The organism is Streptomyces huiliensis, assembly GCF_020037025.1.
Taxonomy (GTDB): domain Bacteria; phylum Actinomycetota; class Actinomycetes; order Streptomycetales; family Streptomycetaceae; genus Streptomyces; species Streptomyces huiliensis.
The window spans coordinates 1-12,705 of record NZ_JAIQLH010000129.1 but is presented as its reverse complement, the minus strand read 5'-3'; the positions used below and the strand labels follow the sequence as shown (position 1 = coordinate 12,705).

Sequence of the window (12,705 nt, the reverse complement as noted above, 5' to 3'; positions counted from 1 at the left end):
CGTTCATCTAGGGTTTGCCGGTCATATAACTCATTTCATCCGGAAGGGCAGGGAGAACAGCCGTCATGGCGCTGACCAACGCGCGGCCGGCCGGGGCCCGTACCCGCACGGCCGCCGCGCCCCCCGGCAAGCTCCCCGGACTGGCCATGGCGGCCCTCGGCGTCGCCCTCGCCTGGACGGTGCACCGGCTCGTCCCCGCCGTCCCCATGCTCACCGCCGCCGTGGTGCTCGGCATCGCCGCCGCCCACGTGCCCGGCGTCAAGGCCCGGGTGCGGGGCGTCGGGCGGCCGGGGCTGACGCTCGCCGGGAAGCGGCTGATGCGCGTCGGCGTCGTCCTCCTCGGGCTGAAGCTGAGCATCGGCGACGTGCTCGGGGTCGGCTGGGCGACGGTAGCGATGGTGCTCGCGGTCGTCACGGCCACCTTCTTCGGCACGCTCTGGCTCGGCCGCCGGCTCGGGCTGCGCGGCGACCAGCCGCTGCTGATCGCGACCGGCTACTCGATCTGCGGCGCCTCCGCGATCGGGGCGGTCAGCGAGGTCTCGGGCAGTGACGAGGAGGACGTCGCCACGTCCGTCGCCCTCGTCACGCTGTGCGGGACGCTCGCCATCGCCGTGCTGCCGCTGCTGCACCACCCGCTGGGGCTGGACGACACGCAGTTCGGGCGCTGGGTCGGCGCCGGCGTGCACGACGTCGGCCAGGTGGTGGCGACGGCGCAGACGGCCGGTCCGACGGCGCTCGGGGAAGCGGTTCTGGTGAAGCTGATGCGCGTGGCGCTGCTGGCGCCTCTCGTGGCGGCCGTCGCCGTGTCCGCGAGCCGGCGGCGCGCCCACGCGCGGGCGGTGGCCGGAGAGAAAGTGCCCGCCGCGGACGGGAAGCGGCCCCCGCTCGTCCCCCTCTTCGTCGCCGGCTTCCTCGCCATGGTCGCCGTACGCAGCACCGGCCTCGTCCCGGGCGGTGTGCTCGACGGCGCCCAGCACGTCCAGGAACTGCTGCTCGCCGCCGCCCTGTTCGGGCTCGGCAGCGCGGTCCACCTGCCCTCGCTGGTACGGACCGGGGGGCGGGTCGCGACGCTGGGGCTGTGCTCGTGGGTGGTGATCGCGGGGGTGTCCTACGCGGGTGTGCTGCTGACGGCGTGACGGCCGCCGCCCTCACGTGGCTCGTGTGACTCCGGAGGTAGGGCGAAGGGATGAGGACGATTCGGTTCCCCGGCCAGAGGCGGTCCGAACGCCCCGTCCCTACGCTGCCTGACATGAGCACCGCCGACTCCATACCCCCTCCGCCAGGCCCCGCGTCCCCCTCCGTCCCCGCGCTCCCGCCGGACGACGAAGGCGGTGTGCTCGGCCGCCGCTACCGGGGGCTCACCTTCGGCATCATCTCCGTCATCTCGCTCATCGCCTTCGAGGCCAGCGCGGTCAGCACGGCGATGCCCATCGCCGCCCGCGCCCTCGACGGCATCGGCCTCTACGCCTTCGCGTTCTCCGCCTACTTCACGGCGAGCCTGTTCTCGATGGCGCTCTCGGGGGAGTGGAGCGACCGCTCGGGACCGCTCGGGCCGCTGTTCACCGGCATCGGAGCGTTCGGTGCCGGACTCGTCCTCGCGGGCTGCTCGCAGGACATGTGGATGTTCGTGGGCTCCCGCTTCGTGCAGGGGCTGGGCGGCGGCCTGGTGCTGGTGTCGCTGTACGTGGTCGTGGGCCGCGCCTACCCCGAGCGGCTGCGGGCGAAGATCCTCGCCGCGTTCTCGGCGGCCTGGGTGGTCCCGGTCCTGGTCGGGCCGGTGGTCGCGGGGTCGGTCGCCGAGCAGCTGAGCTGGCGCTGGGTGTTCCTGGCGATCCCGGTGCTGGTCCTGCTGCCGCTGCTGATCATGCTGCCGGCCCTGCGGAAGCTGCCCCGGGACGACCGGGGCGGCGCCCTGGACCGGCGGCGCGTCCTCCTCGCCCTGGCCGTCGCCGGCGGTGCCGGGCTGCTCCAGTACGCCGGCCAGGACCGCACCTGGATCGCCCTGGCCCCGGCCCTCGTCGGCCTCGCGCTGCTCGCGCCGTCCATCGTCCGGCTGGTGCCGAAGGGCACGTTCCGGGCCGCGCGCGGGCTGCCGTCCGTGGTGCTGCTGCGCGGTGTCGCGGCCGGCGCGTTCCTCGGCGCGGAGAGCTTCATCCCGCTGATGCTGGTCAGCGAGCGCGGCCTGTCCGCCACCGCGGCCGGCCTCTCCCTGACCGGCGGCGGACTCGCCTGGGCCCTCGGCTCGTTCACCCAGAGCCGCTCCGGCCTGGAGCGGCACCGGAACCGGCTGATGGGCCTGGGCATGGTGCTCGTCGCGGTCTCCGTCGCCATGGTGCCGCTGGTCCTGCTCGACGGCGTGCCCGTCTGGCTCGTCGCCGTCGCCTGGATCATCGGCGGCTACGGCATCGGCCTGACCATCTCCAGCAGCGGCATCCTCGTCCTCTCCCTCTCCCGCCCGGGCGAGGAGGGGATCAACTCCGCCGCCCTCCAGCTCTCCGACGCGCTCGGCAACATCGTCCTCGTCGGTGCGGGCGGTGTCCTCTTCGGCGCCTTCGGCGGCGGAACCGCCACCACCGACGGCGACGCAACCGACACGGCGGCCCCGCACGCCGCCTTCGTCTCCGTCTACGTCACCCTGGCGGCGGTGGCCCTGGCCGGCGCCTGGATCACCACCCGCCTCCACCCGCCGGCGGGCGAGGGCGGCGGGCGGGTGACGGCGTCGAGCGGCGCCGAGTCGACGAGCGGCAGCGAGGCGAGGAGCGCCTCCTGACCCGGGGAACGGGGTCCGCGGGGGCGCCGCCGCCGGGCCGGAAACCGGTACCGGTTCCGGCCGTCGCCCCCTAGCGTTCGGGCATGTCCATGAATCTCCGCCTCGACGACGACCGTACGGCCGCGCTGCGCGAGCGGGCGCGCCTGGAAGGCGTCAGTCCGCATGCCGCCGCCCTGCGCGCGGTGGACGAGTACCTGTCCGCGACCGACCGCCGGGCGCGGGTGCGGCGGACGGCGGCCGAGCAGGCGGAGACCTGGCGCGAGCTGCTGGACCGGCTCAAATGAGGGCGGCGACTGATTACCTGACGCCCGAGGACGCCTTGGTCGTGGCCGGGTGCGCCTGCGCCGGGGACACCGAGGTCGTCGTCCGCGACGCCGGAGGGCTGGCGTCCGCCGTGCACCGGCCGGCGGCGGAGATGTACGGGCAGCAGGTGCACCCCGATCTCGTGGACAAGGCCGCCGCGCTGCTCCAGGGGGTGGCGGTCAACCATCCGCTGGTCGACGGGAACAAGCGGACCGCCTGGCTGGCCTGCGTGACGTTCCTCGCCCTGCACGCCGTGGAGCTCCGGCGGGACGTCGACGCCGCCGAGCGGCTCGTCCTCGACGTCACCACCGGCCGGGTGCGGGACGTGGCGGAAGTCTCACGGCGGCTGCGGGAGCTGCTCGCCGGCTGACGGCCGGGGGCCTGCCGCCCGCGTCCACCAGGGGCTGTACGAAATGATCCGGAACCGGCCGGAACCGGTCGGGACCGGCTGCGACCGTTTGAGTGTCCGCGCGCGCGGACGGTCCCGCCCCGGCCCCCGGTAGGCTGACGCGGTTGTCGTTTACCGATTTCTCAAGGCCCCGATCCAGCCGACGGAGACCGTGACTACCACCACAGCCAACCACCACCTTTCGCCCGCCTTCCCCGGCCGGGCCCCCTGGGGTACCGCGAACAAGCTGCGCGCCTGGCAGGAGGGCGCGATGGGGAAGTACATCCAGGAGCAGCCGCGCGACTTCCTCGCCGTCGCCACCCCCGGCGCCGGCAAGACCACCTTCGCGCTCACCCTCGCGTCCTGGCTGCTGCACCACCACGTCGTCCAGCAGGTGACCGTCGTCGCACCGACCGAGCACCTGAAGAAGCAGTGGGCGGAGGCCGCCGCCCGCATAGGCATCAAGCTCGACCCGGAGTACAGCGCGGGCCCGCTGGGCCGCGAGTACCACGGCGTCGCCGTGACGTACGCGGGTGTCGGCGTACGTCCGATGCTGCACCGCAACCGCTGCGAACAGCGCAAGACGCTCGTCATCCTCGACGAGATCCACCACGCGGGCGACTCCAAGTCCTGGGGCGAGGCGTGCCTGGAGGCGTTCGAGCCGGCCACCCGGCGGCTCGCCCTCACCGGCACGCCGTTCCGCTCCGACACCAACCCGATCCCGTTCGTCACCTACGAGGAGGGCAACGACGGAATCCGGCGGTCCGCCGCCGACTACACCTACGGCTACGGCAACGCCCTCAACGACGGCGTCGTCCGCCCGGTCATCTTCCTCTCCTACAGCGGCAACATGCGCTGGCGCACCAAGGCCGGCGACGAGCTGGAGGCCCGCCTCGGCGAGCCGATGACCAAGGACGCGATCAGCCAGGCCTGGCGCACCGCGCTCGACCCGCGCGGCGACTGGATGCCGAACGTGCTGCGCGCGGCCGACCGCCGGCTCACCGAGGTCCGCAAGAGCATCCCGGACGCGGGCGCCCTCGTCATCGCCTCCGACCAGGACTCGGCGCGCGCCTACGCCAAGCTCCTCCGGGAGATCACCGGCGAGGGCCCGACCGTCGTCCTCTCCGACGACTCGGGGGCCTCGCAGCGCATCGACGACTTCTCGGCGGGCGACTCCCGCTGGATGGTCGCCGTCCGCATGGTGTCCGAGGGCGTGGACGTGCCCCGGCTCGCGGTCGGCGTCTACGCGACGACGATCTCGACGCCGCTGTTCTTCGCGCAGGCGGTCGGCCGCTTCGTGCGGTCGCGGCGGCGCGGCGAGACGGCGTCGGTCTTCCTGCCGACCATCCCCATGCTGCTGGGCTTCGCCAACGAGATGGAGGTGGAGCGCGACCACGTCCTCGACAAGCCCAAGAAGGAGGGCGAGGAGGACCCCTACGCCGAGTCCGAGAAGGAGCTCGCCGAAGCGGAGAAACAGCAGGACGAGGACACGGGCGAGCAGGACATGCTGCCCTTCGAGGCGTTGGAGTCGGACGCGGTCTTCGACCGGGTGCTCTACAACAGCGCCGAGTTCGGCATGCAGGCCCACCCCGGCAGCGAGGAGGAGCAGGACTACCTCGGCATCCCCGGGCTGCTGGAGCCGGAGCAGGTGCAGCTGCTGCTCCAGAAGCGGCAGGCTCGGCAGATCGCGCACAGCCGGCGGAAGCCCGACGAGGAGGCCGACCTGCTGGAGATGCCGGCCGAGCGCCGGCCCGTGGTCACCCACAAGGAGCTGCTGGAGCTGCGCAAGCGGCTGAACTCCCTGGTCGGCGCCTACTCGCACCAGAGCGGCAAGCCGCACGGCGTGATCCACACCGAGCTGCGCCGCACCTGCGGCGGGCCGCCGAGCGCCGAGGCCACGGCCGGGCAGCTGAACGAGCGCATCAAGAAGGTGCGCGAGTGGGCCACGCGCATGAAGTGACCCCTGTGCCCTGATATCCGGGTGCCCGCGGCGATGCGGTTCGCTGATCGTCCATTTCTCAAATGGTCTGCGGGGCGCCCGGATTGTGGGCAGACTCTTCCGGAGAGCGGACCGGCTCGCTACCGTGCCGGTCAACGTACACGCCCCGTGGCAGCGCCGCCGCGGAGCGCGGCCGGTGGTATGCGTCAAGGAACGTATGCGTCAAGCGACCCGGCGGCCTCTCCTCGCGCGCTGCCGGACGGGACCGGAAGCGCAACCCCACCGCGATGGGAGCCCGCCTTTCATCGGAGGAGGGGGCGTCGTGACCGCGGAGACTTCGCAGACGCTCGACAGAGGACTGCGTGTCCTGAAACTGCTCGCCGAGACCGATCACGGGTTGACCGTCACCGAGCTGGCCACCCGGCTCGGGGTCAACCGCACGGTCGTCTACCGGCTGCTCGCCACGCTGGAGCAGCACGAACTCGTCCGCCGGGACATCGGCGGCCGGGCCCGCGTCGGGCTCGGCGTCCTACGGCTCGGACGCCAGGTCCACCCGCTGGTCAGGGAGGCCGCGCTGCCCGCGCTGCGGGCGCTCGCCGAGGACGTCGGGGCGACGGCCCACCTCACGCTCGTCGACGGCGCGGAGGCGCTGGCCGTCGCCGTCGTCGAGCCGACCTGGACCGACTACCACGTCGCCTACCGCGCCGGGTTTCGACACCCCCTGGACCGCGGCGCGGCCGGCCGGGCGATACTCGCCGCCCGGGCCGGCGAGGTCGACAACCCCGGGTACGCCCTGACCCACGGCGAACTGGAGACGGGCGCCAGCGGCGCCGCCGCGCCGCTGCTCGGGGTGAGCGGCATCGAGGGCAGCGTCGGGGTCGTCATGCTCACCGACGCCGTACCGCACCGGGTCGGGCCCCGGGTGATGGAGGCGGCGAAGGAGGTGGCCGACGCCTTGCGGTGAGGCCGCTCCGGTGAGGCCGCTCCGGTGAGGCCGCTCCGGTGAGGCCGCGGGTCTCCGTGGTGCGGCGGTGAACTAGATTCGCGGTATGCCACTTTCGTCTCCGTCCGCGTGGTCCCGCCGCACCCGGACCCTCGTCGTCAGCGCCGTGCCCGTCCTGGCGCTGCTCCTGACCGCCGCGTTCGCGCCGCTGCCGTTCACGGTCGCGCGGCCGGGCTGGACGGTGAACGTCCTGGGCGACCACCAGGGCAAGCCCGTGATCACGGTCAGCGGGGCGGAGGCCCGCCCGACCAAGGGCCAGCTGCGCATGGTCTCGATCATCGCGACCGGGCCGGACGCGGAGATCACGCTGCCCGAGGTGGCGTCGGACTGGTTCCGCACGGACCGGACGGTCCTGCCGCACGACTCCGTCTTCCCGCCCGGCAAGTCCGACGAGGAGACGGAGGAGCACAACGTCGAGGAGATGAAGAAGTCCCAGGACTCGGCCGTGCGGGCCGCTCTACGCCACCTCCACCGGTCGCCTTCCGACGTCAAGGTCAGCCTGAGCCTGGGAGACATCGGGGGGCCGAGCGCCGGGTTGATGTTCACTCTCGGGATCATCGACAAGCTCGACGGGGACGGGCGCGGTGGTGATCTCACCGGGGGGAAGACGATCGCGGGGACCGGGACGATCGATCCCGACGGGACGGTGGGACCGGTGGGCGGCGTGGGGCTGAAGGTGCAGGCTGCCGGGCGGGACGGGGCGGGGGTGTTCCTTGTGCCCAAGGCGCAGTGTGCGGAGGCTTCGGCGGGTGCGCCATCTGGCTTGCGCCTGGTACCGGTCACTGACGTGAAGGGCGCCGTCGAGGCGTTGCGTGGGCTGGCGTCCGGGGGTTCGGTGCCGCGTTGTTGACGCGGTGGGGGTTGCCCCGGCCCCGCCCTTTCACCGTTTCTTGCAGGGGCTGCGCCCCCGCACCCCCGAAGCGCCCTGCGGGCTCCCCCAGAGGGGGCACCCCCAGTCCTCAAACGCCGGTCGGGCTGAATCCAGCCCGTCCGGCGTTTGAGGACAACCGCGCGGAGCGCGGTTTCGGGGGTCCGGGGGGCTTGCCCCCGGGAAACGGCGAAGGGGCGGGTCTGGGGCACCCCTCACCCCCCAGCCGCCTGCCGCACCAACGGAATGATCCGCAAAGGCACCGCATCCTCCATAACGATCGCCGTGGAAGCCCGCACGATCCCCTCGATCCCCACCACCTTGTCGATCACCCGCTGAAGATCCGCGTTCGACCGCGCCACGAGCCGGCACAGCATGTCCCCATGCCCGGTGATGGTGTGCAACTCCAGCACCTCGGGCACCCCGGCCAGATGGGACCGGACATCCGGCCCCTCCCCCTGCTTGATCTCCAGGGTGGCGAAGGCCGTCACGGGATAACCGAGCGCCGCCGGGTCCACGTCCGGCCCGAAGCCGCGGATGACGCCCTGGGAGAGCAGCCGGTCCAGCCGGGCCTGGACCGTGCCGCGGGCGACGCCCAGTCGGCGGGACGCCTCAAGGACGCCGATGCGCGGTTCCTCCGCCAGCAGCTCGATCAGCCTGCCGTCCAAACGATCGATCGCCACAGCCGACCCCTCGTGGTCACCATGTACAGAACGTCCGGCGGTTCCGGGCGTCCACTGTGCAGGTTGCCCAGCAAAAACAGAAACTATTGCGCACCTTGTGGATCGGCGAGACGCTGCGCGTATGACGCAGACCACAGAACACACCTTTGACACCGCTCGGCAGGCCGACCCCTTCCCGGTCAAGGGGATGGACGCGGTGGTCTTCGCCGTCGGGAACGCCAAGCAGGCCGCGCACTACTACTCCTCGGCCTTCGGCATGAGGCTGGTCGCCTACTCCGGACCGGAGAACGGCAGCCGGGAGACGGCGAGTTACGTCCTGGAGTCGGGCGGCGCCCGGTTCGTGTTCACCACCGTCATCAAGGCCGCCACCGACCGCGGCCGCTTCCTGGCGGAGCACGTGGCCGAGCACGGCGACGGCGTCGTGGACCTGGCCATCGAGGTGCCGGACGCCCGTGCCGCCTACGCCTACGCGGTGGAGCACGGCGCGCGGGGCCTGGAGGAGCCGTTCGAGGTGAAGGACGAGCACGGGACCGTCGTCCTGGCCTCCATCGCCACCTACGGCCAGACCCGCCACACCCTGGTGGACCGCTCCGGCTACACCGGCCCGTACCTGCCCGGCTTCGTCGCCGCCGAGCCGATCGTGGCGCCGCCCGCCAAGCGCAACTTCCAGGCCATCGACCACTGCGTCGGCAACGTCGAGCTCGGCCGGATGGACGAGTGGGTGGAGTTCTACCACCGGGTCATGGGCTTCACGAACATGAAGGAGTTCGTCGGCGACGACATCGCCACCGAGTACTCCGCGCTGATGTCCAAGGTCGTCGCGGACGGCACCCGGAAGGTGAAGTTCCCGCTCAACGAGCCCGCGATCGCCAAGAAGAAGTCCCAGATCGACGAGTACCTGGAGTTCTACGGCGGCCCGGGCGTCCAGCACATCGCCCTCGCCACCAACGACATCGTCACCACCGTGCGGCAGATGAAGGCGGCCGGTGTGCAGTTCCTGGACACGCCGGACAGCTACTACGACACCCTCGGCGAGTGGGCCGGCGAGACCCGCGTGCCGGTGGAGACGCTGCGCGAGCTGAAGATCCTGGTGGACCGCGACGAGGACGGCTACCTCCTCCAGATCTTCACCAAGCCGGTCGAGGACCGCCCGACCGTCTTCTTCGAGATGATCGAGCGCCACGGCTCCATGGGCTTCGGCAAGGGCAACTTCAAGGCCCTCTTCGAGGCCCTGGAGCGGGAGCAGGACAAGCGCGGCAACCTCTGAGCCCGGCCCGCTGAGCCCCGCCCGGCACCCTGAACCCACCCCCACCCGGCGCGGTCCCGCCCTCCCCGGCGGGGCCGCGCCGCGCCCGGTGCGCGATCTACCACCGGCCGCCCCCGGGTGGGAAGGTGAACACATGGGCGATCTGATCAGTCTCCTGCGCGAAGGACTCCCCGAAGGGGCGGTCCTCACCGACCCCGACGTCACCGCCTCCTACGCCAACGACATGGCGAGCTTCTGCCCCGCCGGCGCCCCTGCCGCCGTCGTCCTGCCCCGGACGGTGGAGCAGGTGCGGCACGTGATGCGGACCGCGACCGCGCTCCGCGTCCCGGTCGTCCCGCAGGGCGCCCGCACCGGCCTGTCGGGCGCGGCGAACGCCGTCGACGGCTGCGTCGTGCTGTCGCTCGTCAAGATGGACCGGATCCTGGAGATCGACCCGGTCGAGCGCATCGCCGTCGTCGAGCCGGGCGTCGTCAACGCCGTGCTCTCCCGCGCCGTCGCCGAGCACGGGCTCTGCTACCCGCCGGACCCGTCCAGCTGGGAGCAGTGCACCATCGGCGGCAACATCGGTACCGCGTCCGGCGGCCTGTGCTGCGTCAAGTACGGCGTCACCGCCGAGTACGTGCTCGGGCTGGACGTCGTCCTCGCCGACGGCCGGCTGCTCACCACCGGCCGCCGTACCGCCAAGGGCGTCGCCGGCCTCGACCTGACGCGGCTGTTCGTCGGCTCCGAGGGCGGCCTCGGCGTCGTCGTCCGGGCCGTCCTCGCCCTCCGCCCCGCGCCGGCTCCGCAGCTCGCGCTCGCCGCCGAGTTCCCGTCCACCGCCGCGGCCTGCGAGGCCGTCCGCCGGATCATGACGCGCGGGCACGCGCCGTCGCTGCTGGAGCTGATGGACCGCACCACGGTCCGGGCCGTCAACTCCCTGACCGGCATGGGCCTCCCCGAGTCCACCGCGGCCCTGCTCCTCGCCGCCTTCGACACCCCCGACCCCGGCCCCGACCTCGCGGCCGTCGCCGAGGTGTGCACCGCCTCGGGGGCCACCGAGGTCGTCCCCGCCGACGACCCGGCCGAGTCCGAACTCCTGCTCCACGCCCGGCGCGCCGCGCTGCCCGCCCTGGAGGCCCTGCGCCCGGCCACCATGGTCGACGACGTGTGCGTCCCGCGCGGGCGCCTCGCCGCGTTCTTCGACGGCACCGCCGCCATCGCCGACCGGTACGGGCTCGTCATCGGCGTCTGCGCGCACGCCGGCGACGGCAACACCCACCCCGTCGTCTGCTTCGACCCCGCCGACGAGGACGAGGCGCGCCGCGCCCGGGAGTCGTTCGACGCGATCATGGCGCTCGGTCTCGAACTCGGCGGCACGATCACCGGGGAGCACGGTGTGGGGCTGCTGAAGAAGGAGTGGCTGGCGAGGGAGGCCGGGCCGGTGGCGATGGAGATGCAGCGGGGGATCAAGGCGGTGTTCGACCCGCTGGGGATCCTCAATCCGGGGAAGGTGTTCTGAGGGCGGGGGCGGGCCCGGGCTCGCCCCCGCCGCTCCCTCAGGTCCCCTGCGCCAGCAACTCCCGCAGCCCCTCGTCCAGTCCGAGCCGTTCCCGCTCCGCTCCGAGCGGCACCAGCCGCAGGGTGCCGTCCAGCCAGCCCGCCACCTCCTCCGCCGGCGCCTGGAGCAGGGCCTCCCCGTCCGGCGAGGTCAGCCCCACGCACACCACCGACCGGCCCCCGGTCCGCGCGGGCCACACGCGGACGTCACCCGTACCGCTGGCGCGCCGCAGCCCCTCCGTCAACAGCTCTCGCCCGAACGTCCAGTTGACCGGCTCGTCCGACGTCACATGGAAGGAGATCCGTACCGCGTACGGATCCTCCGCCCGGTAGTGCAGCCGGGCCGGCACCGGGACACAGTGCCCCGGCGACAGCACCAGGTCGATCTCCAGGTCTCGCTCCACCACGGAATACATGAAGTGCGCCCTCTCGCTCCGTTCCAGTGCCCGGTGCGCGGTCTCTCGCGAACCGGGTCCGCACAGAACAGAGCGGACCGGCCCCGGGTCATGACGCGACTTCGCACCGCCTCCTCGCCTGCTCGCGCGTCTCACCCTCCACACCACCCGCGTGCGGCATCGCGTGGTCTCTCCGGTCGCACGTGTGAGTGGTTCCGTCGGCAACGCATCCCATGGAGGAATGCCGTCTGGTAGACCTGTTGGCCGCGCCCCGGGTTGTCTTTTGCGCATAGAGGTCACAGGGAAACGCGTCCGCAGTCGCGAGCACGGGCACCGGAGCGGTACACAGGACATCACGCCAGTGCGGCAGACTGCCTGACATCCCAGCACGGCCGAACAGATACGGGACACCGGAGACCATGAGCGCACCCATCCCGGGATCCGCCGGCAGCAGCCCCGGCGCCGGCTTCTACCCGGACCCGTCCATCCCCGGCTACATCCGCTACTGGAGCGGCACCGCCTGGGTCCCCGGGACGAGCCGGCCCGCGCCCGCGGACGGCGAGCCGCTGCCCGCGCCGCCGCCGGGGGTGCAGGCGCCGCCGCCGGTCCCGCAGCCCGTGCGGCAGGGCCCGGGCGGCCCTGCCGGGCCGCGGCGGGGCGGCGCTCCGTCGGCGGACGAGACGGGACCGGTGTTCCTGGACGAGGAACCGGCGGCGGGTGCCATCGGTGGTGGCCGTGACGCGCGTGACGCCTGGGGTGCCGGGGGCGCGGACGCCGGCCGGGCGGACGGCCGCGCCGGAGGGAGCGGTTACGGATACGACCAGGGGTACGGCGGTGGCCGGGCCGTGCCGGAGCAGTCCGTTCCGGGTTCCCGCGATCCGCGGCTGCCGGACGCCGCCGGGCCGCGGGGCCGCGAGGGGACCGTGGACCTCGGCGGGCGCTCGTCGTCGGCGGCGCAGCCCGGGGGCGAGCAGCGGCGGCCGGGCGAGGAGGCGTGGCACCGGGAGCCGGACCCGACGCCCCGGCCGGTGACGGCACGGCCGCTGCCGCAGCAAGTTCAGGCTCAGGAGCAGGCGCAGGGCCGGGGACAAGCGCAGGGCCAGGTTCCGTTTCCGTCCCCGGCCGGGGGACAGGGGCAGGTCGGCGCCCCGGGCGCGTCGCCTTACGGCGGCTGGACGCCGTCGGAGCAGCCGCAGCGGACGGACCGGCACCCGAACCCGAGCCCGGACCGGAACCTGAGCCCGGGTCAGAGCCCGCAACAGCAGCTTCAAAACCAGCACCAGCACCAGCCCCAGCCTCACCGGCAGCCCACCCACCAACCCGTCCCACCGCGACAGCCGCACCCTCAGCCCCAGTCGCACCCCCAGTCGCACCCCCAGCCGCAGGCCCAGTCCCTGCCCGTGCAGCAGACGGCCGCCGCGGCCCCGCAGCAGATGCCCGGGCAGCAGCAGGCGACCCCCGCCGGCCCACCGCCCGCCCCCGCGCCGCAGCAGCCCGCCCCGCAACCGGCCTCCGCCGCCCAGCCTCTGCCCGCCCAGCAGGCCGCGCCC

The 12,705-nt window shown here is 73.2% G+C and carries 12 protein-coding genes; 10 read left to right on the top strand and 2 right to left on the bottom strand.

Features of this window, described 5'->3' with window-relative positions; translation table 11 throughout:
• The first annotated feature begins 65 nt into the window (after positions 1 to 65).
• The 7 genes from JNW98_RS22030 (at position 66) to JNW98_RS22000 (ending at position 7,253) form a co-directional block, all read left to right on the top strand.
• Positions 66 to 1,136, top strand: a complete 1,071-nt coding sequence (locus JNW98_RS22030) for a YeiH family protein (RefSeq protein WP_223769998.1) — start codon at positions 66 to 68, stop codon at positions 1,134 to 1,136.
• Between the two features lie 113 nt (positions 1,137 to 1,249).
• Positions 1,250 to 2,770 carry an MFS transporter gene (locus JNW98_RS22025; protein WP_223769997.1) on the top strand — a complete coding sequence of 507 codons (1,521 nt, stop codon included), beginning with the start codon at positions 1,250 to 1,252 and terminating at the stop codon, positions 2,768 to 2,770.
• A gap of 83 nt (positions 2,771 to 2,853) precedes the next feature.
• Positions 2,854 to 3,054, top strand: coding sequence for a CopG family transcriptional regulator (locus JNW98_RS22020; protein WP_223769996.1), 201 nt, complete (start codon positions 2,854 to 2,856; stop codon positions 3,052 to 3,054).
• Entirely contained in the window at positions 3,051 to 3,443 is a 393-nt protein-coding gene (locus JNW98_RS22015) for a type II toxin-antitoxin system death-on-curing family toxin (RefSeq protein WP_223769995.1), read from the top strand. The genes JNW98_RS22020 and JNW98_RS22015 overlap by 4 nt, the downstream gene beginning before the upstream one ends.
• Positions 3,444 to 3,633: 190 nt before the next feature.
• The gene (locus JNW98_RS22010; RefSeq protein ID WP_223769994.1) at positions 3,634 to 5,421 is read left to right on the top strand and encodes a DEAD/DEAH box helicase; all 1,788 of its coding nucleotides are present in this window, start codon (positions 3,634 to 3,636) and stop codon (positions 5,419 to 5,421) included.
• Between the two features lie 301 nt (positions 5,422 to 5,722).
• The gene (locus tag JNW98_RS22005; RefSeq protein WP_004950572.1) at positions 5,723 to 6,364 is read left to right on the top strand and encodes an IclR family transcriptional regulator; all 642 of its coding nucleotides are present in this window, start codon (positions 5,723 to 5,725) and stop codon (positions 6,362 to 6,364) included.
• An 85-nt stretch (positions 6,365 to 6,449) separates the two neighbouring features.
• Entirely contained in the window at positions 6,450 to 7,253 is an 804-nt protein-coding gene (locus JNW98_RS22000) for a S16 family serine protease (RefSeq protein ID WP_223769993.1), read from the top strand.
• 233 nt (positions 7,254 to 7,486) lie between these two features.
• Here JNW98_RS22000 and JNW98_RS21995 read toward each other — a convergent pair whose 3' ends face one another.
• Complete coding sequence (locus JNW98_RS21995) at positions 7,487 to 7,954, bottom strand: Lrp/AsnC family transcriptional regulator (protein WP_223769992.1); 468 nt, start codon at positions 7,952 to 7,954, stop codon at positions 7,487 to 7,489.
• Positions 7,955 to 8,075: 121 nt separating this feature from the next.
• Between JNW98_RS21995 and hppD the strand changes: the two genes are divergently transcribed.
• Complete coding sequence (gene hppD / locus JNW98_RS21990; RefSeq protein ID WP_223769991.1) at positions 8,076 to 9,221, top strand: 4-hydroxyphenylpyruvate dioxygenase; 1,146 nt, start codon at positions 8,076 to 8,078, stop codon at positions 9,219 to 9,221.
• A 133-nt stretch (positions 9,222 to 9,354) separates the two neighbouring features.
• A complete protein-coding gene (locus JNW98_RS21985) occupies positions 9,355 to 10,722 on the top strand; it encodes an FAD-binding oxidoreductase (protein WP_223769990.1) in 1,368 nt (455 codons plus the stop codon).
• A 37-nt stretch (positions 10,723 to 10,759) separates the two neighbouring features.
• Here the strand turns inward: JNW98_RS21985 and JNW98_RS21980 are convergent, their stop codons facing one another.
• A complete protein-coding gene (locus JNW98_RS21980; protein WP_223769989.1) occupies positions 10,760 to 11,176 on the bottom strand; it encodes an SsgA family sporulation/cell division regulator in 417 nt (138 codons plus the stop codon).
• A gap of 398 nt (positions 11,177 to 11,574) precedes the next feature.
• Between JNW98_RS21980 and JNW98_RS36245 the strand changes: the two genes are divergently transcribed.
• The coding region (locus tag JNW98_RS36245) for a DUF2510 domain-containing protein (protein ID WP_263421069.1) at positions 11,575 to 12,705 on the top strand (1,131 nt) is incomplete at its 3' end.

Coding starts and splice junctions, on each gene's coding strand:
- JNW98_RS22020 (WP_223769996.1), top strand. CDS start 2,854: ATGTCCATGAATCTCCGCCTCGACGACGACCGTACGGCCGCGCTGCGC.
- hppD (WP_223769991.1), top strand. CDS start 8,076: ATGACGCAGACCACAGAACACACCTTTGACACCGCTCGGCAGGCCGAC.
- JNW98_RS21985 (WP_223769990.1), top strand. CDS start 9,355: ATGGGCGATCTGATCAGTCTCCTGCGCGAAGGACTCCCCGAAGGGGCG.
- JNW98_RS22025 (WP_223769997.1), top strand. CDS start 1,250: ATGAGCACCGCCGACTCCATACCCCCTCCGCCAGGCCCCGCGTCCCCC.
- JNW98_RS22015 (WP_223769995.1), top strand. CDS start 3,051: ATGAGGGCGGCGACTGATTACCTGACGCCCGAGGACGCCTTGGTCGTG.
- JNW98_RS22030 (WP_223769998.1), top strand. CDS start 66: ATGGCGCTGACCAACGCGCGGCCGGCCGGGGCCCGTACCCGCACGGCC.
- JNW98_RS21980 (WP_223769989.1), bottom strand. CDS start 11,176: ATGTATTCCGTGGTGGAGCGAGACCTGGAGATCGACCTGGTGCTGTCG.
- JNW98_RS22000 (WP_223769993.1), top strand. CDS start 6,450: ATGCCACTTTCGTCTCCGTCCGCGTGGTCCCGCCGCACCCGGACCCTC.